The organism is Pseudarthrobacter sp. NPDC058329 (assembly GCF_042879835.1).
Lineage (GTDB): Bacteria > Actinomycetota > Actinomycetes > Actinomycetales > Micrococcaceae > Arthrobacter.
The window spans coordinates 50,423-75,006 of the sequence record NZ_JBHVZR010000001.1 but is presented as its reverse complement, the minus strand read 5'-3'; the positions used below and the strand labels follow the sequence as shown (position 1 = coordinate 75,006).

At 65.5% G+C, this 24,584-nt stretch carries 24 protein-coding genes and 2 tRNA genes; 10 read left to right on the top strand and 16 right to left on the bottom strand.

The features are described 5' to 3' along the window. Window positions 1-87: 87 nt before the first annotated feature. From ACFVYC_RS00370 to asd, 4 genes are all read left to right on the top strand, one after another. Entirely contained in the window at window positions 88-1,104 is a 1,017-nt protein-coding gene (locus ACFVYC_RS00370) for a WXG100 family type VII secretion target (protein WP_387545397.1), read from the top strand. Between the two features lie 20 nt (window positions 1,105-1,124). Further along, window positions 1,125-1,766 (top strand): hypothetical protein, encoded by a 642-nt coding sequence (locus ACFVYC_RS00365; protein ID WP_387545395.1) that lies wholly within the window; start codon window positions 1,125-1,127, stop codon window positions 1,764-1,766. Beyond that, on the top strand, window positions 1,763-2,173 hold the full coding sequence (locus tag ACFVYC_RS00360; protein WP_387545392.1) for a hypothetical protein: 411 nt from the start codon (window positions 1,763-1,765) through the stop codon (window positions 2,171-2,173). The genes ACFVYC_RS00365 and ACFVYC_RS00360 overlap by 4 nt, the downstream gene beginning before the upstream one ends. Window positions 2,174-2,282: 109 nt before the next feature. Next, window positions 2,283-3,413 carry an aspartate-semialdehyde dehydrogenase gene (asd, locus tag ACFVYC_RS00355; protein WP_387545391.1) on the top strand — a complete coding sequence of 377 codons (1,131 nt, stop codon included), beginning with the start codon at window positions 2,283-2,285 and terminating at the stop codon, window positions 3,411-3,413. 184 nt (window positions 3,414-3,597) lie between these two features. Here asd and ACFVYC_RS00350 read toward each other — a convergent pair whose 3' ends face one another. After that, window positions 3,598-4,734 carry a winged helix DNA-binding domain-containing protein gene (locus ACFVYC_RS00350; RefSeq protein WP_387545389.1) on the bottom strand — a complete coding sequence of 379 codons (1,137 nt, stop codon included), beginning with the start codon at window positions 4,732-4,734 and terminating at the stop codon, window positions 3,598-3,600. 55 nt (window positions 4,735-4,789) lie between these two features. Between ACFVYC_RS00350 and ACFVYC_RS00345 the strand changes: the two genes are divergently transcribed. Beyond that, window positions 4,790-5,287 (top strand): hypothetical protein, encoded by a 498-nt coding sequence (locus ACFVYC_RS00345; protein ID WP_387545386.1) that lies wholly within the window; start codon window positions 4,790-4,792, stop codon window positions 5,285-5,287. Here ACFVYC_RS00345 and ACFVYC_RS00340 read toward each other — a convergent pair. The 8 genes from ACFVYC_RS00340 to ACFVYC_RS00305 all read right to left on the bottom strand — a co-directional run bounded on the left by ACFVYC_RS00340 (window position 5,268) and on the right by ACFVYC_RS00305 (window position 12,291). Then, a complete protein-coding gene (locus ACFVYC_RS00340) occupies window positions 5,268-6,335 on the bottom strand; it encodes a UDP-N-acetylmuramate dehydrogenase (protein WP_387545384.1) in 1,068 nt (355 codons plus the stop codon). The two genes, ACFVYC_RS00345 and ACFVYC_RS00340, sit on opposite strands and share 20 nt — an antisense overlap. A gap of 39 nt (window positions 6,336-6,374) precedes the next feature. Next, complete coding sequence (locus ACFVYC_RS00335) at window positions 6,375-6,812, bottom strand: MaoC family dehydratase (protein WP_387545383.1); 438 nt, start codon at window positions 6,810-6,812, stop codon at window positions 6,375-6,377. Between the two features lie 2 nt (window positions 6,813-6,814). Further along, window positions 6,815-7,276 (bottom strand): MaoC family dehydratase N-terminal domain-containing protein, encoded by a 462-nt coding sequence (locus ACFVYC_RS00330; protein ID WP_387545381.1) that lies wholly within the window; start codon window positions 7,274-7,276, stop codon window positions 6,815-6,817. A 41-nt stretch (window positions 7,277-7,317) separates the two neighbouring features. Beyond that, window positions 7,318-7,542 (bottom strand): DUF3188 domain-containing protein, encoded by a 225-nt coding sequence (locus ACFVYC_RS00325; protein WP_387545379.1) that lies wholly within the window; start codon window positions 7,540-7,542, stop codon window positions 7,318-7,320. 55 nt (window positions 7,543-7,597) lie between these two features. After that, the gene (locus tag ACFVYC_RS00320; protein WP_387545376.1) at window positions 7,598-8,518 is read right to left on the bottom strand and encodes a DUF2797 domain-containing protein; all 921 of its coding nucleotides are present in this window, start codon (window positions 8,516-8,518) and stop codon (window positions 7,598-7,600) included. A gap of 29 nt (window positions 8,519-8,547) precedes the next feature. Beyond that, window positions 8,548-9,411, bottom strand: coding sequence for an HpcH/HpaI aldolase/citrate lyase family protein (locus ACFVYC_RS00315; protein WP_387545375.1), 864 nt, complete (start codon window positions 9,409-9,411; stop codon window positions 8,548-8,550). A gap of 167 nt (window positions 9,412-9,578) precedes the next feature. Beyond that, window positions 9,579-10,520, bottom strand: a complete 942-nt coding sequence (locus tag ACFVYC_RS00310; RefSeq protein WP_387545373.1) for an aldo/keto reductase family oxidoreductase — start codon at window positions 10,518-10,520, stop codon at window positions 9,579-9,581. A 58-nt stretch (window positions 10,521-10,578) separates the two neighbouring features. Continuing rightward, a complete protein-coding gene (locus ACFVYC_RS00305) occupies window positions 10,579-12,291 on the bottom strand; it encodes a glycoside hydrolase family 13 protein (RefSeq protein WP_387545372.1) in 1,713 nt (570 codons plus the stop codon). A 97-nt stretch (window positions 12,292-12,388) separates the two neighbouring features. Between ACFVYC_RS00305 and ACFVYC_RS00300 the strand changes: the two genes are divergently transcribed. Continuing rightward, the gene (locus ACFVYC_RS00300; protein WP_387545369.1) at window positions 12,389-13,597 is read left to right on the top strand and encodes an ROK family protein; all 1,209 of its coding nucleotides are present in this window, start codon (window positions 12,389-12,391) and stop codon (window positions 13,595-13,597) included. Here the strand turns inward: ACFVYC_RS00300 and ACFVYC_RS00295 are convergent. The 3 genes from ACFVYC_RS00295 to yidC all read right to left on the bottom strand — a co-directional run bounded on the left by ACFVYC_RS00295 (window position 13,590) and on the right by yidC (window position 15,754). After that, window positions 13,590-14,249, bottom strand: a complete 660-nt coding sequence (locus ACFVYC_RS00295) for an SDR family oxidoreductase (protein ID WP_387545367.1) — start codon at window positions 14,247-14,249, stop codon at window positions 13,590-13,592. The two genes, ACFVYC_RS00300 and ACFVYC_RS00295, sit on opposite strands and share 8 nt — an antisense overlap. Before the next feature lie 63 nt (window positions 14,250-14,312). Beyond that, window positions 14,313-14,870: a dihydrofolate reductase family protein gene (locus ACFVYC_RS00290; protein WP_387545365.1), complete on the bottom strand. Its 558-nt coding sequence runs from the start codon at window positions 14,868-14,870 to the stop codon at window positions 14,313-14,315. Window positions 14,871-14,935: 65 nt separating this feature from the next. Next, a complete protein-coding gene (gene yidC / locus ACFVYC_RS00285) occupies window positions 14,936-15,754 on the bottom strand; it encodes a membrane protein insertase YidC (protein ID WP_387545362.1) in 819 nt (272 codons plus the stop codon). A 240-nt stretch (window positions 15,755-15,994) separates the two neighbouring features. Here yidC and ACFVYC_RS00280 point away from each other — a divergent pair, with 240 nt between their 5' ends. Further along, window positions 15,995-17,188 (top strand): acyltransferase, encoded by a 1,194-nt coding sequence (locus ACFVYC_RS00280; protein WP_387545360.1) that lies wholly within the window; start codon window positions 15,995-15,997, stop codon window positions 17,186-17,188. A 66-nt stretch (window positions 17,189-17,254) separates the two neighbouring features. Here ACFVYC_RS00280 and ACFVYC_RS00275 read toward each other — a convergent pair. The 4 genes from ACFVYC_RS00275 to ACFVYC_RS00260 form a co-directional block, all read right to left on the bottom strand. Further along, a tRNA-Met gene (locus ACFVYC_RS00275) sits at window positions 17,255-17,328 on the bottom strand. Window positions 17,329-17,389: 61 nt separating this feature from the next. Beyond that, window positions 17,390-17,461 (bottom strand) — tRNA-Thr (locus ACFVYC_RS00270). Between the two features lie 349 nt (window positions 17,462-17,810). Continuing rightward, window positions 17,811-19,955, bottom strand: coding sequence for a DEAD/DEAH box helicase (locus ACFVYC_RS00265; protein WP_387545358.1), 2,145 nt, complete (start codon window positions 19,953-19,955; stop codon window positions 17,811-17,813). Window positions 19,956-20,360: 405 nt separating this feature from the next. Continuing rightward, the gene (locus ACFVYC_RS00260; RefSeq protein WP_387545356.1) at window positions 20,361-21,017 is read right to left on the bottom strand and encodes an MOSC domain-containing protein; all 657 of its coding nucleotides are present in this window, start codon (window positions 21,015-21,017) and stop codon (window positions 20,361-20,363) included. Window positions 21,018-21,186: 169 nt separating this feature from the next. Between ACFVYC_RS00260 and ACFVYC_RS00255 the strand changes: the two genes are divergently transcribed. The 3 genes from ACFVYC_RS00255 to ACFVYC_RS00245 are packed head-to-tail and all read left to right on the top strand — an operon-like array spanning window position 21,187 to window position 24,573. Next, the gene (locus ACFVYC_RS00255) at window positions 21,187-21,804 is read left to right on the top strand and encodes a Tat pathway signal protein (protein WP_387545355.1); all 618 of its coding nucleotides are present in this window, start codon (window positions 21,187-21,189) and stop codon (window positions 21,802-21,804) included. 2 nt (window positions 21,805-21,806) lie between these two features. After that, on the top strand, window positions 21,807-23,018 hold the full coding sequence (locus ACFVYC_RS00250) for a glutathionylspermidine synthase family protein (RefSeq protein WP_387545353.1): 1,212 nt from the start codon (window positions 21,807-21,809) through the stop codon (window positions 23,016-23,018). 13 nt (window positions 23,019-23,031) lie between these two features. After that, a complete protein-coding gene (locus ACFVYC_RS00245) occupies window positions 23,032-24,573 on the top strand; it encodes an APC family permease (RefSeq protein ID WP_387545350.1) in 1,542 nt (513 codons plus the stop codon). Window positions 24,574-24,584: the final 11 nt, after the last annotated feature.

Here is a 24,584-nt window from a genome sequence, read left to right as displayed (position 1 = left end):
ACCCCATCGCGGCGCCCGCGGTTCCGCTATTAGAGTTGGGCGGGCAGGCGAACATGTGCTGCAGAGACATTTGGGGGAAGGTGCGTTGTGGCAGGAAATTTGTGGGGCGCCGACGTCGCTGGGCTCCGGACGCTGGCGAAGCAGTTCGGCAAAGCTTCCGACACCTTGATCCAGCAGTCAGCACTGCTGAGCAACCAAATCAACAACAACCCTTCGTGGAAAGGCCAGGACGCCGCCTCGTTCCGCGCCGACTGGAACGGCACCCACCGGGCATTCATTCAGCAGACGGCTTCCGCGCTCAAGCAGGAGTCCACAAGGCTGCTGGCGAACGCCGATGAGCAGGAGAAGGCTAGCAACGGAGCCCCTGGATCCGGCATCGGTCCCTTTCCTGGCGGGTCCGGACCCGGTTCGAAGGAGAATCCATGGGGCCCCGACTGGCTGGCAAAGGGCTCGCCGTTCAGGGACGTCTGGGGCTTCCGGGGAGTAGGGAAAGCAGCCCTGGATCTGCCCAAGAATGTCTTTGGTCTGTCCACGATGGCTTCCAAGGGCATGGACAACTTCACTGATGCTGCCCGTTGGGCCAAGCTCCCGGCCAATAGCGTCACCTATAACTTGTTGGATTCAGGCACAGATCTTCTCGGGCTCAAGAATCTCCACAAATACGTCCCGGCCCTCAACCAGTTCGGCGGAGTTTTCAAGGAAAGCGAGTGGCTGTTCAAAGGCCAGGGCCCGGTCCTGGAAGGCCTCGGGAAGGGCGGTCTTGGCCGTGGCCTTGGTTGGGCGGGCGTCGGATTGAACGCATTTGACGCTGCCAGGTATCTGGCGGAGGGCAAAACCGGTGATTTTGCCTGGTCAAGCGCCAAGGCCGCCCTCGGCGTCGCGTGTTTCCTTCCGCCGCCGGTCGGAATAGTCTGTACCGCAGCCAGCGCGGCGATCACGATCTATGAGATCCCTGCGGTCAAGGAATTCGTGAACGGGGCAGCCAGCAACGTCGCGGATTCTGTGACCAGAGCCGTGAAGGATCCTGGGAAATTCGTTGAAGACACTGGCAAGAATCTGGCCGACCTCGGCAAAGGCGCCGCCAACTTCCTCGGCTTCGGCTAGAACAATTGAAGGGTAACCTCTTGACAACCAGCATCGAGTCCACCGAATCGCGCGACACGGCGGTGGGCTTCGGCTTCGCCGAAATCGCCTACCTGATCAGAAGGTTCGACACCGACGCGGCAAGGAAATCCGCTCAGGTACTGCGCTTGGAAGAGGAAGCCTCGTCCGATCCGATCTGCATCGCCGGAGGATCCTCGCTCCTGGGGAGGGGCTTTGCCCGCGTTGACGACGACCTTGAACTCGAAGGGCCGGCAGTGCCCGCCGCGTACGCCTTGTCCAAAGCCAGTCTGTGGACTGAAATCAGTCTGGTTGATGGTGAAAAAACGGACACTGTGGTGCACGTGGAGTCCGACCAGGTCTCCCTGCTGCTGCAGCCGAGAACCCTCAGCACGTGGTTCATGTTCGCCCAGGACCCCAACGTTGAAGGAGCGGACGCCGAACTCTTCATCATCGAGGAACACATCCGAAACCACCCCGAGGGCTCTGCGTTCATCCGTTCCAAGACAATGGACAGCGAAGACCACCTCCTGATACGTCCTGACGGTGCCGGCTGGGCGGTTGCAAAAGTGCTCGATCCCACAACGGACGTCGAGGAAACAACCGGCCTGGACACCGCCGGACTGCTGGCTCGCATCCGGATGACCAGAGGGGGAACCCGATGAGCAACGAGACACCGGAACCGGGCCGGCCGTCCCGGCGCAAAGGCTATTACAAGCGCCAGATAGAACTGGAAGCCGCGAAGCAGGGACTCACGGTTGAGGAATACGGCGTCTATAAGGGCTCCACCGGCAGTGCCATTAAGCCGATTACTTCGGCAGGCGGCCTGCTCTTCCTTGCCATCCTGATTTCACTGTTCTCCGCCGGAGTTGTGGGTGGCATGATCGTGCTCCTGAGCGGCGAAGGAGTCACCAACTGGGTGGAATTTACCATCAGCTGTGCGATCGTACTTTTTGTGGTGCCCACCTCCTGGGCCTACTACCTGAAGGAACGCAAGGCGGCACGCCTCCGCAAAGCGGCCGGAAAAACTCTTCAGCCCCCAACACGCCGTTCAAGCAGGACTGACTGGTAGCTTCCCACCGCCCTGCAGCCACCCGCCCTCCTGCGGTAGGCAGGAAGCTGACTGCCCGCAGTGACGTAACCGACTGCGCTGTGCCGGTTCCGAAGTCTAAACTGTACGAATGACTACAGCAGCTACCCCTTCCGTCGGCCTGGTCGGATGGCGCGGCATGGTCGGTTCCGTCCTGATGCAGCGCATGCAGGACGAGGGCGACTTCGCCAACATCAACCCGGTGTTCTTCTCTACCTCCAACGCGGGAGGTGCCTCGCCTTCCTTCGCTGCGGGCGCCGGCAAGCTTGAAAACGCGTTCGACGTCGACACGCTGGCCAAGCTGCCCATTATCGTCACCGCCCAGGGCGGCGACTACACCAAGCAGGTCCACGGCGAGCTGCGCAGCCGCGGCTGGGACGGCCTCTGGATCGACGCCGCCTCCACCTTGCGCATGAATGACGATTCCATCATCGTTCTGGATCCCATCAACCGCGACGTCATCGACAAGGGCCTGGTCAACGGGACCAAGGACTTCATCGGCGGCAATTGCACCGTGTCCTGCATGCTCATGGGCCTCGGCGGGTTGTTCAAAAACAACCTGGTCGAGTGGGGCACCTCCATGACTTACCAGGCGGCCTCCGGCGGCGGCGCCCGGCACATGCGCGAGCTCCTCAGCCAGTTCGGCACGCTCAACGCAGAGGTTGGCACGGAACTGAACGACCCGGCGTCGGCCATCCTGGACATCGACCGCAAGGTCCTGGCGCACCAGCGCACGGACATCGACGCCACCCAGTTCGGCGTCCCGCTGGCCGGCTCCCTGATTCCCTGGATCGACGCGGACCTGGGCAACGGGCAGTCCAAGGAAGAGTGGAAGGCCGGGGTTGAAACCAACAAAATCCTCGGCACCTCCGAGCAGGACCACGTGATCATGGACGGCCTCTGTATCCGGATCGGTGCGATGCGCTCCCACTCGCAGGCGCTCACCCTCAAGCTTCGCGAGGACCTGTCCGTGGCCGAGATCGAGAAGCTGCTGGACGGGGACAACGAGTGGGCCAAGGTGGTTCCCAACACCAAGGAAGCGTCCATGGCCGAGCTGACCCCCGTGGCGGCGTCGGGCACCCTGGACATCCCGGTGGGCCGCATCCGCAAGCTCGAGATGGGCCCGCAGTACATCAGCGCCTTCACCGTGGGCGACCAGCTCCTCTGGGGCGCCGCCGAGCCGCTGCGCCGCATGCTCAACATCGCCACCGGGAACCTGTAGCCACCCGCTGCTCAAGAGCGGCCCTGCCGCGCATGACCGCTGCTGCCCAGCACCGGTCATGCGGGGCAGGGCCGCTTTTGCTTTTAGGCATCTGCGCCCGCCATAAGTGAGCGTTAGTCGAAAGGCCGCGGTAAATGAGAGAGCGTCAGTCGAAAGGCCGCGGTAAATGAGAGAGCGTCAGAGGTCAGGCGCCTAGGAACGCCTGGTACCGCCGGGCGGCACGGGCGAAGGCGGCCCGGGCCGTGGCCCCGAGGGGCTTGGTCCCGTCAAAGAGGTCGGGTACGACGGCGGCACGCGCCCCTGAGCCTTCCCGCGCCCACGTGCCGATCACCTCTCCCCCGGCCACCACGGTCTTCTTGAAGACGCCGTTGCCCCCGGGAACGATCCTGTTGAAGTACTCCGGTTTCAGGACCAGGCTCCGGTCCGTGTAGCCAAGCACAAATTCGTCGAAGCCGGGCAGCAGGAGGACGGACCGCTGGCCGGGGACACGGTCGTCGAGCAGTGACGCCGTCTCCGCGGACATCCAATAGCTGGTCCCGCCGAATTCCAGTTCCACCAACTGGTCTTTGACGTCCTCGAAAGCCGCACGGACATCCGTCAGCGGAAGCTGCGTCCACCAGGCGAAGTCCCGGATGGTCGCCGGGCCGTGGCTCCGGAAGTAGCGCAACAGGAACTCCGCAACCGCTTCCTCCCGGGCGGGCCGCCGCGACACCGGGATCCAGCTCTGAAAGTCCACAAGCAGCTGCTGGTTCCCGGCCAGCGGCCCCTGCACGAGCCACCCGTGCCTGCACAACGTCCCCAGGATGTGGATGCCCCGCTGGCCCTGGGTCGCCTGACCGGCGGCGTCGAAAACCTGGAAAAGCTCCGCGCGGCTGACCGCCCCACCGCCGGCAACCCGTTCCAGGGCGAGGTCGCGGGACTTCTCTATGTCCGGCCATGTGATGCCCAGTTCGCGGTGCCGGGACGCGATGCTCTTCGTGAGCCGCTCCGCGGTGAGGTCCAGCATCCAGTGCAGGTCCTCCGGCGCGACAAGATGCAAGGTACCCCGCATCGGCCACGACCGCACTACAGCACCCGAATCCAGGGCGGACCGGACGTCCGCCAGGCCCGAACCCGGCGCCCTCGAGCCCACGGCCCACAGGGCGGCCTGCAGGTCCTGGGCCTGCATCGCCGTCATCCATCGGACCGTCCCGGCCACGGAGCCGTCGACATCCGGACCCAACCCCCGCGGCGCGGCCGGATACGGCACCAGCCGTTGCGACGCCAGCCGCAGCCTGCCAAGGGTCCGGCGGTCAAGGCGGTTCCGCATCTTTGCAGCCATGGCCCCATCCTATGGTCGGGCCCGGCCCGTCAACATGGCCGGTTAGGGTAGAAGCATGACTTTGGGGAGTTTGTGGCAGTTGCTTGATGCAAAAACGAAGCGGTGGATGGCTGCGGGGACAGTGTCAGTCCTTGCGGGAACAGGCCAGGGGCTGGTCTCCTGGTCCGCATTCCTGGAGAACGGACGGTCGGATCCCCTGCTGCTCCTTCCGTCCCTCGCTTTAAGTCTGGGCGGCGGCTACGCGGTGCTCTTTCCCGGCATCAGCGTGAACCGGAACGGCATGCATCTCTTCCGGAACTGGCACCGGCACGCGCGGGCAGGGAAGGTGCTCTGGGTCCTGTCCCTCGGCATCGCCGCCGGGGGCCTTGTGACCTGCGTGGTGGCTGGCATCGCCAACCCGCTGGCACCGGGCCTGCTCGTCTGGCTGTTTATGGGGCTCTACCTGGCCAGCGCGGGCTGGGCTTCGGCCATGATGGGCCTGGGCAACGCCGCAGCGGGTGAGGCCCTGAACAGAGATCCTGCTGAGGCGCTGGCTACAGTTCGAGGCCGATAAGCAGCGGCTCCGGGTGCAGTTGGATGCCAAAGCGGCGTTCGACGCCGGCACTCACCTCTCGGGCCACCGCCACCACGTCTGCCGCCTTGGCTGAGCCGCGGTTAGTGATGGCCAGGGTGTGCTTGGTGGACAGGGACGCCCGGCCGCCGCTGACACTGCCCGGCTCCAGGCCGAAGCCTTTGGCAAAGCCCGCCTGGTCGATCAGCCATGCGGCCGAGAGCTTCACCAGGCCGTCCTGGCCGGCAGGGTAGCGGGGCGCCCCCTCGGGAAGCGCCGCAGCGACGTCGGCCGGGACAATGGGGTTGGTGAAGAATGAACCGGTGGAGTAGGTGTCGCGGTCCGTAGGGTCCAGCACCATGCCCTTGGACGCCCGCAAGCGCAGTACTTCCCGGCGGACGTCCGTGGAGTAGGCGCGCTTCCCCTGCTCCACTCCCAATGTGCGGGCAAGCTCTGCGTACCGGATGGGAGCACTCATCCGCCCGATCGGCAGCTGGAATTCAACCGTCAGCACCACATAGCGGGGCGAGCCGTTGACGGTGGTCTGTTTAAGGATGGAGTCCCGGTAACCGAAGTTCAGCTCCGAGTTGGTGAACGTTTTTACGGCGTTCTGCTGGCGGTCCCAGGTCCGAACCGCGGCGATGGTCTGCGAAACGTCCGAACCGTAGGCGCCGACGTTCTGCACCGGAGTTGCCCCGGTGGAGCCCGGGATGCCTGCAAGGGCCTCGACCCCGGACCAGGCGTGCAGGACCGCGTGATCCACCAGCTTGTCCCAGTTGTGGCCGGCCTGCACCACCAGGGCCACGCCGCCGCAGGAGTCCTCTGCGTTGACGGTGAAGCCCTCTGAGGCGATCTTAACCACTGTGCCGGGGAACCCGTCGTCGGAAATCAGCAGGTTGGAGCCGCCGCTGATGATCAGCAGCGGCTCACCGGCTGCGTCCGCGGCGCGGACGGCGTCAATGATTTCAGCCTCGGTGCGGGCCTCGATGAAGGAGCCCGCTGGGCCTCCGACGGCGGCCGTGGTCAGCTGGGAAAGCAGGGTGGAAGTCACCAGACAACACTATCGAAGAAAGTGGGTCCGCTTCCGTGCTCAGCTGAGCCGGACGACTGCCTGGGCTTTCATCAGGACTTTTTGCCCGGCGAAAACTACGGTGAGGTCAACACGGGCGGTGCCGGCATCGGCGTCGAGCTTTCCAATGGTGCCGCTGACCTCGATGGTGGCGCCGGGCTCAGCGGTGCCGGTGGTGTCGGTGACCAGGACTGGCTTGGTGAAGCGGGTCTGGAAGTCCACAACGGCGGCCGGGTCGCCTGCCCAGTCGGTGACCAGCTGCACGGCAGAGCCCATGGTGAACATGCCGTGCGCGATGACGCCGGGCAGTTCCACGCCGGTGGCGAAGGCTTCGTTCCAGTGGATGGGGTTGAAGTCGCCGGAGGCGCCGGCGTACTTGACCAGGTCCGTGCGGGTGACCTCGATGGTGCGGGAGCCGATTTCCTGGCCGGCGGTGAGTTCGTTGAAGGTGGGGCTCATGGTTACTGTCCCTCTCCGCGGACCAGGATGGATGACGTGGTGGTGGTGACCGGTTCCCTGGAATCGTCAGAACCGAGAGCGAAAATTTCCGAACGTGTGGTGATCATGGCTCCGCCGCCCATGGCCCTGACGCCGTCCACGTGGAGTTCCGCCACCAGGCGGTCGCCGGCGAGGATGGCCCGGTGGTGGATGAAGCGCTGGTCGGCGTGGACCACGCGCGAGAAGTCGATACCGGCGTCCGGATCCTCGATTAGCTGGGCGTCGGCGCGCTGGGCGATGATGATGGCGAACGTCGGAGGTGCAACGAGGTCCGTGTGCCCAAGGGCCTTGGCAGCCTCGACGTCGAAGTGCGCAGGGTGGGTTGCTTTGACGGCGCGGGCGAACTCGCGGATTTTCTCGCGGCCGACGTCGTACACCTCTGCGGCAGGGTAGCTTCGGCCCTGCAGGTCCGGATTGATAGTCATGGGCTCAAGCCTATCGTCCGGCTCCGGAGCGGCCCGAAAGGTTACCGGCGGAGATTCTTGCGGATGCTTTGGCCGCGGACCACGATCCCGGCGATATGCAGGACGAGGCCCAGCCCGATGAGCGGCAGGGACGCGGTCGCGAGGGCGGAGTTGCCGCTGGTGTTCCCCACCAGGTTCAGGATGATGCCGACGGCGATCAGTCCCATCGCGCTGAAGACCAGGACCTTGTAGCGGGTGGGCGCGGTGGCCCAGAATTCGTTCAGCACCCTGCCAGTCTACCGGGGTGCCTCCGCGTAAGGGCCGCCCCGTGTGCACGCCGACTCAGAACAGCGCTTCCTGGACGGCGGGAACCTCTGAGCTGTAGGTGCCAAGTTCGATGGTGCGGCCCTTGAGCCGGCCAAGGTCCACGACGAACTCCAGGCCGGCGTCATCGAGGGCCGCGAGCACAAAGCTGCCGCAGACGGACCGGATGGTGAACCCGTGCTGACCCGAATCCAGCGCGTGCGGGTAGGAGTGCCGGGCGGTGGCGGAGCACAGCCGTTCCGCCAGTGCAGGCCTGTTCCAGCCTTCGTCCACCACCTCGAAACCGTCTTCGCCTGACGCTGAAATGACCCGGCGCGCGGTGGCTGCGAGGGCCGCGTTATGGGCGGTGAGCCGGCCTGCGGAAGCCGGGGCGGCCAGGGCGGCGGCCTTTGCGGCAGACCGCACCTGCTGCGGAAGCCCGCCGTCGCGCGTTACCAGATCCTCGAGGACGCGCACTACCCGACCGTCCGCCGCGCGGGCAACGTAGCTTGCCGCCACGGCGCCCTGTTCGGCGAGCCGCTGCCACTTTCGAAGATCCGCCGCCGTGCCTACCTTGCTCACCCCGTTGGCGAAGGTGGCCACGTAAAGCCAGTGCGGCTGCATCAGGTAGCTGCGCAGCCCGGGCGGCACACGGCCGCCCCGGTGGAAGTCGTGCATCAGCCGGAAGTCGTCCGCCACAAAGCACCGTCCGCACTGGTTCCCGCGGTCCGCCGGTGACCGCCCGGCGCACAGGACGTGGTCGCGGCGGGCGGGGCCGTGCACGAGGTGGTGGCCAAGGCATGACTTCCCCTCGGCGGCGAGCCGAAAACCCAGCCGGATGCCGCCGTCGAGCGCTGCCTCCCGGAAGGTGCCATCCGACGCCTGCAGCCGCAGCACGGGGCGGGCCGCCGGCGTCGCAGGCCAAAAGACCCCGTGGACCAGATATCGGGTATCGGTCACGGGGTCTCCTGAAGTGAAACGTGCGGGTGCTACAGCGCGGGCTGCACCCCAAAGGCTACCGCGAGCTTCATGATCTTCTCGGCGCGGCCCAGGCGGGGCAGGTCGGAACCGTCACGGATGACGCGGCCGTTGGCTTCGAAGTCATTCATGAAGTCGGTGGCCCAGGCGACGTCGGACGGCGTGGGGCTGATGACCTCGTTGATGACGGGGGTCTGGTCGATGGCGAGGCACAGTTTGCCGGTCATGCCCATCATCACGGTAATCCCGGTCTGCTCGCGCAGGATGGGGTGGCTGGTGCCGACGGTTGGGCCGTCGATGGGGCCCGGCAGGTTGCCGACGCGGCTGGCCACGACCAGTTTGGCGCGCGGGTAGGCCATGGCCTCGGCGGTGGCGGCCATACCGGTGTCGCGGCGGAAATCACCGGAGCCGAAGGCCAGCCGGAACGCGCCCTGCGCCTTGGCGATCTGGTTGGCTTCCTCGATGCCGACGGCGGATTCCACCAGCGGGATGACGGGGGTCTTGCCGTCCATGCGGTGGAAGCTCTCGGTGACCTGGTCCGCGGATTCGGTCTTGGCGAGCATCACGCCGAGCAGGCCGGGGGTGCCGCGGAGGCCGGCGAGGTCGTCCGCCCAGAAGCGACTGGTGGCGTCATTAATGCGGACCCAGGCCTTGCCGCCGCCGGTCAGCCAGTCCACCACGTTGCTCCGGGCCTGGTCCTTCTGCGAGGGGTCCACCGCATCTTCAATGTCCAGGATGATCGAATCCGCGCGGGACACGGCCGACTGGTCAAAAAGCTCAGTCTTCATGGCATTCACAAGGAGCCATGAGCGCGCGATTTCTGCTGGGATATTGCGTTCCGGCCTTACGGTCTCGGTGGCGATGGTAGACGTCATGTATCTACCGTATCCGCCCGGCCACCGCGATGCCTCTGAAAAGGGTCCCCGTGTGAGGTTCAATACGAACTAAACGGGTTATGACGGGAGCCCGCGCGGATGCAGGTAGCGGCAAGTGCCGTTGGGCGGCCCCACAAGGACACTTGCCGCTACCTGGTTTGGGTTGGTCAGGGGATATTGCTGCCCCGCGCCGCCACCCAAAGCCGGTACCACTCGGCGCGGTCCATCGCCCGGGCCACGCGGGCAGCGTCAGCGCACGCGCGGATCCGGCCGGGGTTGACCGTTCCGATCACCGGCGCGATGCCTGCAGGGTGCTTCATGAGCCACCCCAGCAGGACGGCCTCCCCCGCGCTTCCATACCTTGCTGCCAGTTCCGCGACCAGGTCCGCGGTGGCGGCTTCGGCAGACGTGGGGCTGTCCTGTTCCGCGCCCGTGTAGAGGCCGCGGGCCAGGGAGCCGTAGGCCTGCAGGGTGATGTTGTGGCGCGTGCAGTACTCCAGGGTGCCGTGCGGGAAGCTGTAGTCCAGGTGCTCGGCATGGTTCACCAGCACCTGGCTTTCCAGCCACGCCCGCTTCAGCAGGCTCATCTCCAGCTGGTTCGCCACCACCGGAGTCTCCAGCCGGTCCTGCAGCGCCTCGATCTGCGCCCCGGACATGTTGGACACACCCAGTTGCCGGACCTTGCCTTCCGCCATCAGCTGGCCGACGGCGGCGGCCACCTCCGCAGGATCCGCCAGAGGGTCCGGGCGGTGCAGCAGGAGGATGTCCACGTAGTCCGTCCGCAACCGCTTCAGGCTTTCGTTGACCCGCCCGAGGATGGCCTCGCCGCTGAGGTCGTAGTGCGTCTGCAGCCCGCGCTCGTTCAGCCTGATGCCGCACTTGGTCTGCAGCCGGATGCGGTCCCGGAGCCCTGGCGTGGCAGCCAGCACCTCGCCGAAGACCGCCTCGGATTTGCCGCTGCGGTAGATGTCCGCGTGGTCAAAAAGCGTGATCCCTGCGTCCAGCGCGGCCTCGACGGCCGCAGCGGCCTCGTCCACGTGCTCGCCGGCGTGCGGCTCGTCTGACCAGCTGCCGCCCAGCCCCATACAGCCATATATCAGTTCCTGCATCAGCCCAGCTCCTGCATCAGGCCGGCCGCCCCCGGGCTCGGGGACCGGCGCGCGGGGATCACCGAAGCCACGCGGTGGTGTTGGCGGGCAGCTTTCCGTCCTCGAGGGGGGCGCTGCTCACCAGGACCGTGCCTGCCGGAAGGTCCACGGCGGTGTCCCCGAAGTTGGTCACGGACTGCCAGCCGTTGGGACGGCGGAAGTGCAGGATGTCAGCCGTACCGGTTTCCACCCACTCCAGCTCCTCATCGGTCTGCAGTTCGCGGCGGAGCTTCAGGGCGGCGCGGTAAAGCTCCAACGTGGAGCCCTGGGTGCCGTCCTGCGCCTGCACGGCGTACTTGCTGAACCAGTCCGGCTGGGGCAGGTGTGCGCCGCCGTCGCCGAAGCCGAAGGAGGTTCCCTCCACCTTCCAAGGCAAGGGAACGCGGCAGCCGTCGCGGCCGATTTCCACGCCCTTGTTGCGGAAGAAGGACGGGTCCTGCCGCTCGGACTCGGGAATGTCGCCAACTTCCTGCAGTCCAAGTTCCTCGCCCTGGTACAGGTACGCGGAGCCGGGAACGGCGAGCATCAGCAGCGTTGCGGCACGGGCACGGCGTTCACCAAGCTCCACGTCCAGCTCCTCCGCAGGGGCACCGGCGAGCAGCCAGTCCTTGCCGTCCTGGCCCTTGGTGTGCTCCTTGCCCTTGGATACCTGGGGTAGGCCGTAGCGGGTGGCGTGGCGGACCACGTCGTGGTTGGAAAAGACCCACGTGGAGGAGGCGCCGGTAGCGGCGGCTTCGCCGAGGTTCCGGGTGATGATTTCGCGGTACTCGGCGCCGTCGAAATCAGCCTGCAGCAGGTCGAAGTTGAAGGCCTGGCCGAGCCCCTCCGGGCTGGCGTAGCGGGCGCGTCGCGTCGCGTGGACCCACGCTTCGGCGACGGCGGTGCGGGGCGGGTTGTACTCGTTGAACACCTCGCGCCATTCGGCGTAGATCTCGTGGACTTCGTCGCGGTCCCAGAAGGGGTGGGTACCGTCGTCGAATCCGTCAACGCCGGTGTTGGCCGCGCTCAGTTCCAGCTTGGACAGCAGTGGCTCGGTGAGGTCCTTGGTGAGCGCATGCGCCACGTCCACGCGGAAGCCGTCCACGCCCCGGTCGGACCAGAAGCGCAGGGTTTTGAGGAAGTCCTCGCGGATTTCCCGGTTGGACCAGTTCAGGTCCGGCTGTTCCTTGGCGAAGATGTGCATGTACCACTGGCCGGGGGTGCCGTCCGGCTCGGTGATGCGCTCCCAGGCCGGACCGCCGAAAACGGAATCCCAGTCCGACGGCGGGAACTCGCCGTTGGGGCCCTTGCCGTCACGGAAAATGTAGCGGTCACGGGCAGGTGATCCCTTGGGCGAGGCGAGCGCTTCCTTGAACCATTCGTGCCGGTCCGATGAGTGGTTCGGGACGATGTCCGCGATCAGCTTGATACCGGCCCCGTGCAGGGCGTGGGCCATCTCGTCGAAGTCGGCCAGCGTTCCCAGTTTGGGGTCGACGTCACGGTAGTCATCCACGTCGTAGCCGCCGTCTGCCAGCGCCGACGGGTAGAACGGGCTCAGCCATACGGCGTCGATTCCCAGCGACTTCAGGTACGGGACTTTGGAGGTGATGCCCTTCAGGTCACCGATGCCATCGCCGTTGGAGTCCGCAAAGCTCCGCGGGTAGATCTGGTACACAGAGGCCTGGCGCCACCAGTTTGGATCGGCCAGGCGGTCGGAAACGGAAAGGGTGGCCAGTGTGGCGGTGGTGGACAAGGGGTGATCCTTTGCTTCTTGTCGACTAACATTTATATTGTTTCTAAATTTAGTTGCCCGATCATTATCTGGCGCGATCCATGGAAAGGTCAACAGCATGTCTGAGACTGCCCCCGCAACTCCCCAGCTGCTGCGCAGGGTCAGCGCGGGTTCAGTCCTGGAGTTCATGCGCTCCTCCGGCGACGTGACGGTCACCGAGGTCATGGAGGCGACGGGACTGACGCGTGCCACGGCCATCTCCGTGTGTGAAGACCTCAAGGGACGGGGCTGGATCCGGGAGCTGGAAAACCAGCGGGCTTTTGGCGGGTACCAGAAGGGCCGCCCTGCCAGGCGCTTCGAGCTGAACGAACGGGCCGGGGTGGTGCTGGGGATGGATGTGGGCATCTCCAAGGCGACGGTGGTGGTGGCGGACCTCCGCGGGAATGCCCTTGGCCGGTCCAGCCTGCCGTTCGCGGAGGTGGAGATTTCCGCCGAGGAGCGCGTCGCCGTCATTGACCGCGCGGCCGTGACGGCCCTGAACAGTGCAGGCGCCTCCCCCCAGTCCGTCCTTGCGGTGTCCGCCGGAATCGCGGCTCCCGTTGACCGATACGGCGACGTGCTGGCGGCCCAGCACTTCTGGGGCCTGTTCGACGTCGGACTGAAGTCGGCGCTGCGCGACCGGCGCGGCTGGACAGTGCTGCTGGAAAACGACGCCAACCTTGCTGCCCTTGGGGACCGCTGGAGGGGCGCCGCCGCGGGAGTCGAGGACGTCGTCGTGATCCTTGCCAGCGAACGCCTGGGTGCGGGGATGCTCGACGGCGGGCGGCTGCTGCACGGCAGCCGGGGCGGCGCCGGCGAGCTGGCGTTCCTCGAACAAGTCCAAGGCGTGGGTGACACCTTCGGCATCGCAAGCCTGGCCAGGACCTGGGCCGCCGAGGCCCTCGCCGGCAAAGCCAGGACATCCCTTCGCACCCACCTGCAGGATGGCGGCGTGGAAGCCCAGCACGTCTTCGCCGCCGCGGCGGGCGGGGATGCCGTTGCCCTGAAGATCCTGGACCGTCTGGCCGACAGGATGGCCAGGGTCATTGGTGCGGTGGCAACGATGCTCAACCCGGAACTTGTGGTCATTGGCGGTGCCGTAGCCAACTCCGCCGGCGTACTGTTGGAACCGATCGCCCGGAAGCTGACGGACTTCACCGCCACGCCGCCGCGCGTGGCGGTATCGCCACTCGGCGACTCGATCGTCACGGTCGGCGCCGTGCGCGCCGCCCTGGACTACGTGGAGAAGAACTCCCTGGACCTGGAACTTGCCCCGGCTGTCAGCTGAACGACTCCAGCGCTGCGGCAACCGGCAGCGAACCGTCGCAGAATTCGATGGTATGGCCGGCCGTCCCGGGCAGGTCCAGCACTGCAGCTGCCACGATGGCAGTGTTGCTGCGCGACGTTCCCCGGTCCCCCTCCCCCGGTTCGGGGTCCACCCGAACCAAGCCGTTACCGGGCTTGTCCGTCAGGGTTCCCGGCCCCAGGACGGTCCACGCGAGGCCGGTACCGCGAAGGTAACCATCAGCGGCGGCCTTGGCCTCGGCGTACGCGAAGAAGCCGTTGCTTTCCGGCACGCCGTGGTCCTTGCGGGCCCCCAGGTAGGACACCATCACGTAGCGGTTCACGCCTGCCTGCGCTGCGGCGTCCATGGAACGGATCGCGGCGTCCCTGTCCACAGCGTACGTGCGGGCCGGGTTTCCGCCGCCCGCGCCGGCTGACCAGACCACGGCGTTGTGACCCTGCAGCGCCGCGGCGAGTTCCGCCGTCGTCGAGTTTTCAACGTCCAGGACCGACGGCGTTGCGCCCGTTTGCGCGACGTCGGGGACATGGTCCGGGTTGCGGATGAACGAGGTGACGCTGTGGCCTTCTTCGGCGAGCAGTCTGGACAGGTGCAGGGCCACTTTGCCGTGGCCGCCGATGATTGCGATTCGGGTCATGGCCCCATTCTGCTCCCCCGCCCCGCGGATGCCACATCCCGGCGCTTCGTTCCCGGGCTTGGATCAGGAGACGGTGCGGTACCGGAGGTACACCACGCCGTTGCGAAACCGCCGCTCTTCCTGGAGGTCCAGGCGGAGGTTCAGTCCGTCCGGCAGGAACCTCAGGCCGCCTCCCACGGCCACCGGGTTGAGGAAAAGCCGGCATTCGTCCACGAGCCCTGCCCGGAGCGCGGTGGCAGCAAGGGTGGCGCCGCCGATGCCGATGCTGCCCTCTGTGCCGGCCTTCATCACCCGGACTGCTTCCGGGTTGAAGGTGCGTTCAATGCGGGTACGGGCTGTGGGGGCATCGGCGAGGGAACCGGAGTAGACAACTTTGTCTGCACCCTGCCAGATCCGTGCGTAGTCCTGAATCACAGGCGGATCCTCCGGGCCGCCCATCGTTTCCCAGACCGACATGACCTGGTACATGCGCCGCCCGAAAAGGTAGGTTCCGGCGTCGCGCTCAAGATCGTTGACGAAGGCGTGGACTTCCTCGTCGGGTGCGCTCCAGTCGAAGTTGCCGGTGCTGTCCGCGACGTAACCGTCCAAGGAGGCGATTCCGGTATAGATGAGCTGCGCCATTGGCCCATTTTGCCCGTGCGGCAGGTCTTTCGGTAGTGGGTGCGGCTCTCCGGGCTTTGTTGCCGCTACGTGCCGGGGCTGGTGCCGGCCGGGGCCGGCCTGTCCCGGACAAGGAATTGCTGGCCCAGGGTCCAGGCGTTCGTAACGGTCCAGTAGATCAGCACACCGATGGGAAAGAGGACCCCGCCCAGCGCGAACACCACCGGAAGGATGTACAACAGCATCTTTTGCTGCCGCATGAAGGGGCTGTCGTCGGACCCTGACGGCACAGTCCGCGCCATCACCAGTTTTTGGGTGAGGAACTGCGCCGCCGTCATGGCAAGGATCATCAGGATGGTCAGCACTGTCACGGCCGCATGGTCACCCACGCCTCCGTGCAGCACGGATGCGGTCAACGAGGCGCCGAAGATGCTGGATTGGTCGAACTGCACCACCTGGTCATGGCTCATTGCGCCAATTCCCTCTCCCTGCGCTGCCCGGGTGCTGATGCCGGACAGGACCTGGAAAAGGGCGAAGAAGAATGGCACCTGGATCAGCATCGGCAGGCAGGCCGAGAAGGGATTAGTCCCGTGCTTTTTATACAACGCCATCTGCTCCTGCGCCATGGACTGGCGGGAAAGCTGGTCCGTTTTGCCCTGGTACTTTTCCTGCAGCGTTTTCAGGTCCGGCTGCAGGAGACGCATCCGGCGTTGTGCACGAACCTGGGCGAGGAACACCGGGATCAGAGCTGCCCGTATGACGAGCACCAGCCCGATGATGGCCAGCGTCCAGGTCCAGCCTTCCGCAGCCGGCATACCGAGGGCCGCCAGTCCATCGTGAAAGGCCACCATGATGACGGACACCAGCCACCTGAACGGCTCCATCACCTCATTCAAGAAGTCCATTCAGTCCCCCACTCCGCTGTTGCTGCAAAAGCTACTATGCCTGCACCGTCCCTGTCATGGAGCCGGCCTTTCTTCCACGTGACCCGGCTGGGAAATGGCCACGTAGCCCTTGGCCAAAATTCGAGTACAGGAGACGGGTGCCCTTGGAAGTATGGGCTGATAGCGTCAGTTACAGCTCGATGGTAGCGCCACCTGCGCCTGCCGTTGAGGTCTGAGAGGGACCAGCGAGGGGACCGGGACATGGAAAAGCGGACGGCGAGCACCAATCCCCCGCTTCCGGCCGTCGCGCTTGGACGCCTTACCGAGCCGGATACCACCGCCGACCGTCTTGTCCGCGACCGCACGGGGCGGGACCGGTACCTGGACCTGCTCCGGGCGGTCGCCCTCACGCGCATCGTCGCGTATCACACTTTTTCCGGTGCAGCCTGGCTGACCCTGGTCTTCCCGTCCATGGGCGTGATGTTCGCCCTCGCGGGTTCCCTCATGGCTCGTTCCCTCGAACGGCCAGCCCTGGGCGTCCTGAAAAGCCGAGCCCGGCGTCTCCTGCTCCCGCTGTGGGTTTACAGCGCCACTGTTGTGCCCCTCATGCTCCTGCAGGGCTGGAGCCCGGAGCAGCAGGAGGGACGTTCCTGGGCGGACATCGTGTTCTGGTTCATCCCCCTGGGAGACGCGCCCTACCCGGATACCATCGGATCCGAGGACGACGTGTTTGGCAACATCTGGGCGCACGAAGCCGGGGTGATCCTCTGGTACATCCGCGCCTACTTCTGGTTCGTGCTGCTGTCACCCCTTCTGCTGGCGGCTTTCCGCCGGGTGCCCTGGATTACGCTGATGGCGCCGCTCGCACTCTTCGTGCCCATCGTCGCCGGCTGGATCACACTGCCCACGTGGGCTGAAAACGGCGTCAGCGACTTCGCAACCTACGGCTCCTGCTGGATCCTCGGGTTCGCCCACTACTCGGGGATGCTGCGCAGGATCCCGGCCTGGACCGTGTTTTCGGCAGGTCCGGTGATCATGGTGCTGGGCCTGCTGTGGGCAGCACCCCAGCTTGCGGACGTGGGGTGGGACATGAACCACGTTTTTGGAGGGAATGGGCTGTACGCCTTTGGGTTCTGCGCGATGCTCCTGTGGATCTCGCCATCCTGGACGTCACTGCCTCGGCCAGTCAGTTTCCTCGACAGGCCACTGACACTCATAAACAACAGGGCAGTCACCATCTACCTGTGGCACACCCTGCTGCTGTCGCAATGCTACACCCTCGTCAACAAGCTCTGGGAAATCGACCTGATGGGCGAAACCATCCCGTGGCTGCTGGACAGTGAATGGCTAATATTCGCCGGCGCCTGGCTGCTCCTTGCCCTCGTGTTCGTGACCGTGGGCTGGGTCGAGGACGTGGCGGCGAAACGGGCGCCACGGCTCTGGCCGGACCGATAACCCGACCTGTCCGTTACGCAGGACTAAAAAAGCCCCCGGATCTGTTGATCCAAGGGGCTTTTCCTGTAGCGGTGGGGAGGCTCGATCTCCCGACCTCACGATTATGAGTCGTGCGCTCTAACCAACTGAGCTACACCGCCACGAATGAGGAAAACCTGTGTCAAGCCGGTCAAAACCGCCTTGACACAGGCCCTCATTCAGAGCCCCCCACCGGAATCGATCCGGTGACCTCGTTCTTACCAAGAACGCGCTCTACCACTGAGCTAGGGGGGCAACGAGTAAATACTCTACCGGAAGATTTCACCACCAACAAATCGGCCCGAAGGCCAGCCGGGAGGCCACGCAACACTTGCATATGGCCTCCCGGTGACCCCTAATTTCCGCGTCATTGCTGGGGTGCGCGGGGGTGAGGGCCGCCGCCGGGAACAGGTCTGCGGATAGTCTTCGCGGCCAATCCCGGGCGCGATGTGTCGAGTCCCACACCCGGTTGAAGTGTTGCGGCAGCTACCGGGACTTCCGGGGCGCGGAAGTCCCGGTAGCTTTCAAGGAACTCCGGTGGTTAAACGCCGGTGGGCCGGCTCGAAAGCCGGCCCACCGGGGAACGCGTCAGACTAGCTGGCGGTTACCACTTGCCCTTGCGGTTGAAGTCGCGCTGTCCGCCCTCGTTGCCGTGGCGGGGCTTGCGGGAGCCGTCGCCGTGGCCGCCGAAGCGGGAGTCACTGGCCTGGCCGCGGCTGGAACCGCTGTCGGCACTGAAGGAACGCTCGCTGTACGAGCGGCCGCCGCGGTCAGCAGAGGAGCGCTCGCCGTCGTTTTTGCGGAAGTCCTTCTTGAACCCGCCTGCGCCCTTGAAGTTGCCCCCACGGTCGCCGCCACGGTTGCCCTGGTAAGAGCCACGGTCGCCGGAGGGCTTCCGACCGTTGTCCAACTCCAGGTGGATCAGCTCGCCGCCGATCCGGGTGCGGGACAGGGCACGCAGCTGCTCGGGGCTTAGGTCCGCCGGAAGCTCCACGAGGGAGTGGTCCGAGCGGATGTCGATGCCGCCGATCTGGGCCGAGGAGATGCCGCCCTCGTTGGCGATGGCGCCCACGATGGAGCCGGGCATAACGCGCTGGCGTCGTCCCACGGCGATCCGGTAGGTGGCATTGCCTTCGGTCAGCGTGCGGGTGGGCCCACGGGAGCCGAAGCCGTCCTTGGAGCGCTCGCGCTTCTGGAACTCGGGAGCTGCGGGCAGCTCCTTGACCAGCAGCGGCTGGCCGCCCTGGGCCATCACGGCAAGGGCAGCTGCGATCTCCGCGGCCGGGACATTGTGCTCTTCCTCGTAGGAGGCAATGAGGTCGCGGAAAGCTGACACGTCCTCGGAAGCGAGGGTCTCTGTGATCTTCTCGGCGAACTTGCCCAGGCGCAGCGTGTTCACTGTCTCCGCGGTGGGCAGGTGCATCTGCTCCACCGGCTGGCGGGTCGCCTTCTCGATGGAACGCAGCAGGTACTTCTCCCGCGGCGTCATGAAGAGGATGGCGTCGCCGGAACGGCCTGCACGGCCGGTGCGGCCGATGCGGTGCACGTAGGACTCGGTGTCATGCGGGATGTCGTAGTTGATCACGTGGCTGATCCGCTCGACGTCAAGGCCTCGGGCCGCGACGTCGGTAGCAACGAGGATGTCGATGCGGCCTTCCTTCAGCGCATCGACGGTGCGCTCGCGCTGCTGCTGCGGGATGTCACCATTGATCGCTGCTGCCTGGAAACCGCGGGACTTCAGCTTGTCAGCCAGGTCCTCCGTAGCCATCTTGGTGCGCACGAAGGCGATAACGCCGTCGAACTCTTCAACCTCGAGGATGCGGGTCATGGCGTCAAGCTTGTGCGGGCCCATGACCTGCAGGTACCGCTGGCGGGTGTTGGCGCCGGTGGTGGTCTTGGACTTGACGGAGATCTCGGCCGGGTTGTTCAGGTACTGCTTGGACATGCGGCGGATCTGGCTCGGCATGGTGGCCGAGAACAGTGCCACCTGGCGGTCCGAGGGCGTCTGCTGGAAAATCTGCTCCACGTCCTCGGCGAAGCCCATGCGCAGCATCTCGTCGGCCTCGTCCAGCACCAGGTACTGAAGCTCGGACAGGTCCAGGGAACCCTTCGAGATGTGGTCGATGACACGGCCCGGAGTACCAACAACAACCTGCGCGCCGCGGCGAAGTCCCGCGAGCTGCGGGCCGTAGGCGGAACCGCCGTACACGGGCAGGACGGTGAAGTCGTCAATGTGCTTGGCGTAGGAGGTGAAGGCCTCGGCTACCTGGAGCGCGAGCTCGCGGGTGGGAGCCAGCACCAGGGCCTGGGTCTTGCGGGACGGGCCGTTGAGGTCGTGGAGCTCGGCCAGGCGGGACAGTGCCGGTACTGCGAATGCTGCAGTCTTACCGGTGCCGGTCTGGGCGAGGCCCACAACGTCCCGGCCTTCAAGCAGCAGCGGGATGGTTGCAGCCTGGATGGGGGACGGCTTTTCGTAGCCGACGTCCTGCAGGGCAGCGAGGACACGGCCGTCAATGCCGAGGTCGGCGAACTTGATGCCCTCTTCTTCGTCGTCCTCGACCTTGGCGGCAGGGGCGGCGGGAGCCTCACCAGCAGCTTCGGCTTCGGTGGGAGCTTCGGCTTCGGTGGGGGCTTCCACGGGAGCTTCGGCTGCCGGAGCGGCGGGCTCTGCTGCGGGAACAGCGGCCTCGGTAAATTCAACAGCGGCAGTTGCAGCTTCGAAGGTGGCGTCGTTTTGATTTTCGGGCATAGGAGAATATTCCTCATCCATAGGGGGCCAGGCGGCACTACCCGAGGTGAGCGGAGCCGCAGTACGTGTGCCGTGGTTGCCGGGCATACATTGACCGGCCGGTCACAGAAGTCCGGCGCTTTCGCAATCCCGTGGCAGGACTTCCCGCTGCATCTCTTGGCTGCTATCCCAGCAGTCTGTACAGCGTTTTCTTTAGCCGGCTCTCCCTATGAAAATGCCCGCATCACAGTTGCGGGCCCCAACACTTACCAGTCCTGCCTCAAGAATTGGGCAGGAAAAAGGGATTTCCGGAGTGGGGGATATTTCAAGTGTAGGGCACGCACCTGTCCCGGGGGTAATTGAGGGCCCGACGACGGCGGTGAGCTTGCGCACATGACTCCCCTCGCCGCTGCCCCAAGCGGGCGGCTAACGCGCCAGCCGCCGCTCCAGCACCTCAAACTTCTGCCCGAACTCAGGCTGCTGCAGGCGGATCTCGCCGTCGGCCTCGGCGTCACGGAGCGCCTCCATGGACTCCAGGTCCGGTTCGCTGAACCACTTGCCCACCGTGACCCCGTGCTTGGGGACGTACAGCCGGTGGATATGGTCCCCAGCCCGGATGGTGCCAACCCGGATCACCCGAAGGTAGGCGCCCACACGGCCTTCGCCGGTGAAACGTTTGACGAACTGCGGCTCCCCCATCCGGCGCTGGAACGTGGCGCAGGGTGTGCGTGGAGAGGTGACCTCCACTTCCAGGTCCAGGCCGATCTTCCAGCGTTCGCCGATCACCGCCCCGGTGGCGTCGATCCCGCCGACGCGCAGGTTTTCGCCGAAAATCCCCGGCGGCAGGTCCCGGCCCAGTTCCTCTGCCCAGAAATCCGCATCCGCCTGGGAATAGGCGTAGATGGCCTGGTCCGGCCCGCCATGATGGACCCGGTTCGCCTGGATGTCACCCTGCAGGCCCAGCTTGTGGACCTTCACCGGGCCGTCCACCGCACGCTTGTCAATGGCGGTCACCCCCACGCTGGAGGCATCCGGCAGGAGCTGGTGGACACGGCAGACGGCGAGCACAGCGGCGGTTTCCATGGCACCAGTGTAAGTATCCGGCGCCGCTCCAGCCCGCGATTCACGCCATGGGGAGTTCTGCCGGGCTGCCTCCTCGCAGCACCGGGCCGCAGGGACTACGCTGATTCGAGGATTGCAATTGGGGGTGCAGCGCTGTGCCCAATTCACGTTATCAACTGAGGGGGACGCCATGGACCCGAATAAGGATCCGGAGCACGATCCAGCCAAGGGCGATGGCCAGCAGGCCGGCCAAGCCCGCGGGTCCGGTGCTGCTCCGGACGGCGGCCCGGCCCAGGACGCCCCCAAGCCTCCCCCGTGGCAGGTCCCCAAACCGGAACTGCGCCCGGAGCTCCTCAACGAACCAGTCACGCCGGTTGACCCCTTCGCCCGGGACCGGGAGAAGCAGCAGACGGAACTGGCGGCACGGAAAAAGCGCTCACAACGGCGGACCGTGGTGGTGGGCCTTGGCGTGACGGCGCTGCTCGCGGGGACCATCACAGCAGTGGTGGCCAGCAACCAGGACGAGCCGGAATACGCGCAGGTGTGCTTCAACGACGACACCGGCGAGCGCGTGGAAGACACCAACTGCAACAGCTCAGCCGGGCGCGCCGGCGGCATCTACGCCTGGTACTTCTACTCGCGCGGGGCGAGCGTTCCCGCCGTCGGGCAGAACCGTTCCACGGCGCCCAACTTCACCAGGACGGTACCCAGCGGGGCAAAGGCGTCCACCGGGTACAGCAACAAGGGCGGAACAGTCAGCAGGGGCGGCTTCGGCAGCAGCTCCAAGGGCGGAAGCACGGGGGGTTAGGCGTGAAGCGGTTGTTGAGCAAGGCCAGGCCCGGGTGGAAGCAGAAAATTGAAGAACAGGGCCTGGTGTTCTCCACCACCACCATGCCTGACGGCCGAAAAATCGAATACTGGAACGAAGCCGCCTACTACGAATTCACCATGGACGAGGTGGAGACCCTCGAAGAAACGGCCGAGGGCATGCACAAGATGTGCCTGGAGGCCGCCCGGTTCCTGGCCACCGGCGCCATGGGACACCTCGGCATCGGGCCGCAGGCCCTGGAGCTTGCGGCCGAGTCGCTTCAGGCCGGGGACGTGGACGTCTACGGCCGGTTCGACTTCATCTACGACGGCCAGGGCGGCCCCGCCAAGATGCTTGAATACAACGCGGATACTCCCACCGGTTTGATCGAGGCCGCCGTGGCCCAGTGGTTCTGGCTGCAGGACGTCTTCCCGGGGAAGGACCAATGGAACGGCATCCATGAAGCGCTGATCCGGCAGTGGAAAAAGATGCAGTTCCGCACCGGCATGAGCACCCTGCACGTGGCGCATTCAGAACTTGAGGAGTCCGGCGAGGACTGGATGACCGCCGCCTACATGCGCGACGTGGCCAGCCAGGCAGGATGGACCACCATCGGCATCAACATGTCCGACATCGGCTGGGACCCCAACCTGAACCGTTTTGTGGACCTGGACAACTTCATGATCAGCACCATGTTCAAGCTGTATCCGTGGGAGCTGATGATGAAGGAACCGTTCGGCCCCCGCCTGCTGGAACGCGCCCATAACCCCCGGTGGGTGGAGCCGGCCTGGAAGATGCTGCTATCCAACAAGGCACTCCTCGCGGCTCTGTGGCACCTGTTCCCACAGCATCCCAACCTGCTTCCGGCGTACCTCAACGAGCCGGGGCCCCTGAAGGAGTGGGTGGCTAAACCCCTGCACGGCCGAGAAGGGGACAACATCAAGATCCACGCCCAGGGCATCAGCCTTGAACAGCCCGGAGGGTACGGCCGTGAAGGCTGGTGCTACCAGCAGTACCATCCGCTGCCCGATTTCGATGGCAACCACCCTGTCCTTGGCCTGTGGGTGGTGGACGGCGAGTCCGTGGGCTGCGGGATCCGGGAATCCGACGGCCCCATCACAGACTATTTCTGCAGGTTCGTGCCCAACACCATAGACGCTGCGGCCCCGCTCACGGCCGCGGCCCATTCAAGCAAAGCAGGTATCGCACTATGAGCCCGGTGACACCATGAGCACAGAAACCACGACGGCGGGAGGGCCAGGCGGCGGGCCAGGCTCCTCGGTTCCGCCCAAGGGGCTCCGCGCCGGAATCCTGGACCTTGGCGACTCCGTCATGCTGGGGCTGGCATCAACGGCCCCGGTGTATTCGCTGGCCGCCACCCTGGGCCTCATAGTCGCCGTGAACGGCAACTACACTCCCCTGATCCTGCTGCTGGGCTTCATTCCCGTCCTGTTCATTGCGTTTGCCTTCCGGGAACTCAACAGCGCCATCCCTGACTGCGGCACCACTTTCACCTGGTCACGGCGGGCTTTCGGGCCCTGGGCAGGATGGCTGGGCGGCTGGGGTGTGGCGCTCGCCGGCATCGTGGTCCTGGCCAACCTCGCACAAGTGGCCGGACAGTATCTGTGGCTCCTGGTGGGTGACGGGTCGCTGGCTGAAAACAAGGTGGTGGTCACCGCAACCGGCGTGCTGTTCATCGCCGTGATGACGCTGGTGAATTACCGGGGCATCCGGCTGGGTGAGCACGTCCAGCGGGTTCTGACGTACGTGCAGTACGTCGCGCTGGGCATCTTTGCGCTGGCCATTGTGGTGCGAATCGTTGGCGGTGCGCCGGAGGGCCAGCCCTTCGATTTTGAGTGGTTCAACCCGGCCGGCGCTTTCGCCGATCCCGGTGCCGTGGTCCACGGAGCGCTGCTGGCGCTGTTTATTTACTGGGGCTGGGACACCTGCCTGGCAGTTAATGAGGAAACCGAAAACCCCTCCAGCACTCCAGGCCGGGGCGCAGTGATCTCCGCGTCCGTCCTGGTGGCCATCTACGTATCAGTCGCACTCCTGGTGATGATGTACGCCACCGTCGGCTCTGAAGGGATCGGCCTGGGCAACGAGGCCAACCAGGACGACGTCTTCCTTGCCATGAAGGACGTGGTGCTGGGACCCTGGGGCTGGCTGATCGTCGTCGCGGTCCTGGCGTCGGTGCTGTCCTCCACCCAGACCACCATCCTGCCGACTGCCCGCGGCACCCTGTCCATGGGAGTACACGGCGCCCTGCCAGCCAAGTTCGGCGAGGTGCACCAGAAGAACCAGACACCCGGCTTTTCCACTAAGGTCATGGGGGCGGCAGCCATTGCCTACTACGTCGCCATGAGCTTCCTGAGCGAAAATCTGCTCTCCGACTCCATCAGCGCCATCAGCCTCTTCATCGCCTTCTACTACGCCCTCACGGGTTACGCCTGCTTCTGGTACTTCCGGAACACACTGCGCCAGTCCACCCGGAACCTGTGGTTCCGGGGAATCCTGCCGCTGCTGGGAGCGCTGCTGCTGACCGCCGCCTTCTTTATCTCGGCTGTACAGATGTGGGATCCGGCGTACGGAGACACGCAGATCTTCGGCGTCGGCGGTGCATTCATCAGCGGCGTGGTGTTGCTTTCCCTCGGTGTGGTGCTGGCGGTGGTCTGCCGGTTCCTGCCCGCCACCCGCGGCTACTTCACGGGCGGACAGCCCGCCTCCGGTACTGTTCAGGGCACGGTTTCGGGCACCGGCAAGCCCTAGGATGCCCACAT

What these genes read in the sequence shown, in the direction of transcription:
- ACFVYC_RS00360 (WP_387545392.1), top strand. Translation starts at nt 1,763, where the DNA reads ATGAGCAACGAGACACCGGAACCGGGCCGGCCGTCCCGGCGCAAAGGC.
- asd (WP_387545391.1), top strand. Translation starts at nt 2,283, where the DNA reads ATGACTACAGCAGCTACCCCTTCCGTCGGCCTGGTCGGATGGCGCGGC.
- ACFVYC_RS00350 (WP_387545389.1), bottom strand. Translation starts at nt 4,734, where the DNA reads ATGGCTGCAAAGATGCGGAACCGCCTTGACCGCCGGACCCTTGGCAGG.
- ACFVYC_RS00345 (WP_387545386.1), top strand. Translation starts at nt 4,790, where the DNA reads ATGACTTTGGGGAGTTTGTGGCAGTTGCTTGATGCAAAAACGAAGCGG.
- ACFVYC_RS00335 (WP_387545383.1), bottom strand. Translation starts at nt 6,812, where the DNA reads ATGAGCCCCACCTTCAACGAACTCACCGCCGGCCAGGAAATCGGCTCC.
- ACFVYC_RS00330 (WP_387545381.1), bottom strand. Translation starts at nt 7,276, where the DNA reads ATGACTATCAATCCGGACCTGCAGGGCCGAAGCTACCCTGCCGCAGAG.
- ACFVYC_RS00315 (WP_387545375.1), bottom strand. Translation starts at nt 9,411, where the DNA reads ATGACGTCTACCATCGCCACCGAGACCGTAAGGCCGGAACGCAATATC.
- ACFVYC_RS00310 (WP_387545373.1), bottom strand. Translation starts at nt 10,520, where the DNA reads ATGCAGGAACTGATATATGGCTGTATGGGGCTGGGCGGCAGCTGGTCA.
- ACFVYC_RS00300 (WP_387545369.1), top strand. Translation starts at nt 12,389, where the DNA reads ATGTCTGAGACTGCCCCCGCAACTCCCCAGCTGCTGCGCAGGGTCAGC.
- ACFVYC_RS00295 (WP_387545367.1), bottom strand. Translation starts at nt 14,249, where the DNA reads ATGACCCGAATCGCAATCATCGGCGGCCACGGCAAAGTGGCCCTGCAC.
- ACFVYC_RS00290 (WP_387545365.1), bottom strand. Translation starts at nt 14,870, where the DNA reads ATGGCGCAGCTCATCTATACCGGAATCGCCTCCTTGGACGGTTACGTC.
- yidC (WP_387545362.1), bottom strand. Translation starts at nt 15,754, where the DNA reads ATGGACTTCTTGAATGAGGTGATGGAGCCGTTCAGGTGGCTGGTGTCC.
- ACFVYC_RS00280 (WP_387545360.1), top strand. Translation starts at nt 15,995, where the DNA reads ATGGAAAAGCGGACGGCGAGCACCAATCCCCCGCTTCCGGCCGTCGCG.
- ACFVYC_RS00265 (WP_387545358.1), bottom strand. Translation starts at nt 19,955, where the DNA reads ATGCCCGAAAATCAAAACGACGCCACCTTCGAAGCTGCAACTGCCGCT.
- ACFVYC_RS00260 (WP_387545356.1), bottom strand. Translation starts at nt 21,017, where the DNA reads ATGGAAACCGCCGCTGTGCTCGCCGTCTGCCGTGTCCACCAGCTCCTG.
- ACFVYC_RS00255 (WP_387545355.1), top strand. Translation starts at nt 21,187, where the DNA reads ATGGACCCGAATAAGGATCCGGAGCACGATCCAGCCAAGGGCGATGGC.
- ACFVYC_RS00245 (WP_387545350.1), top strand. Translation starts at nt 23,032, where the DNA reads ATGAGCACAGAAACCACGACGGCGGGAGGGCCAGGCGGCGGGCCAGGC.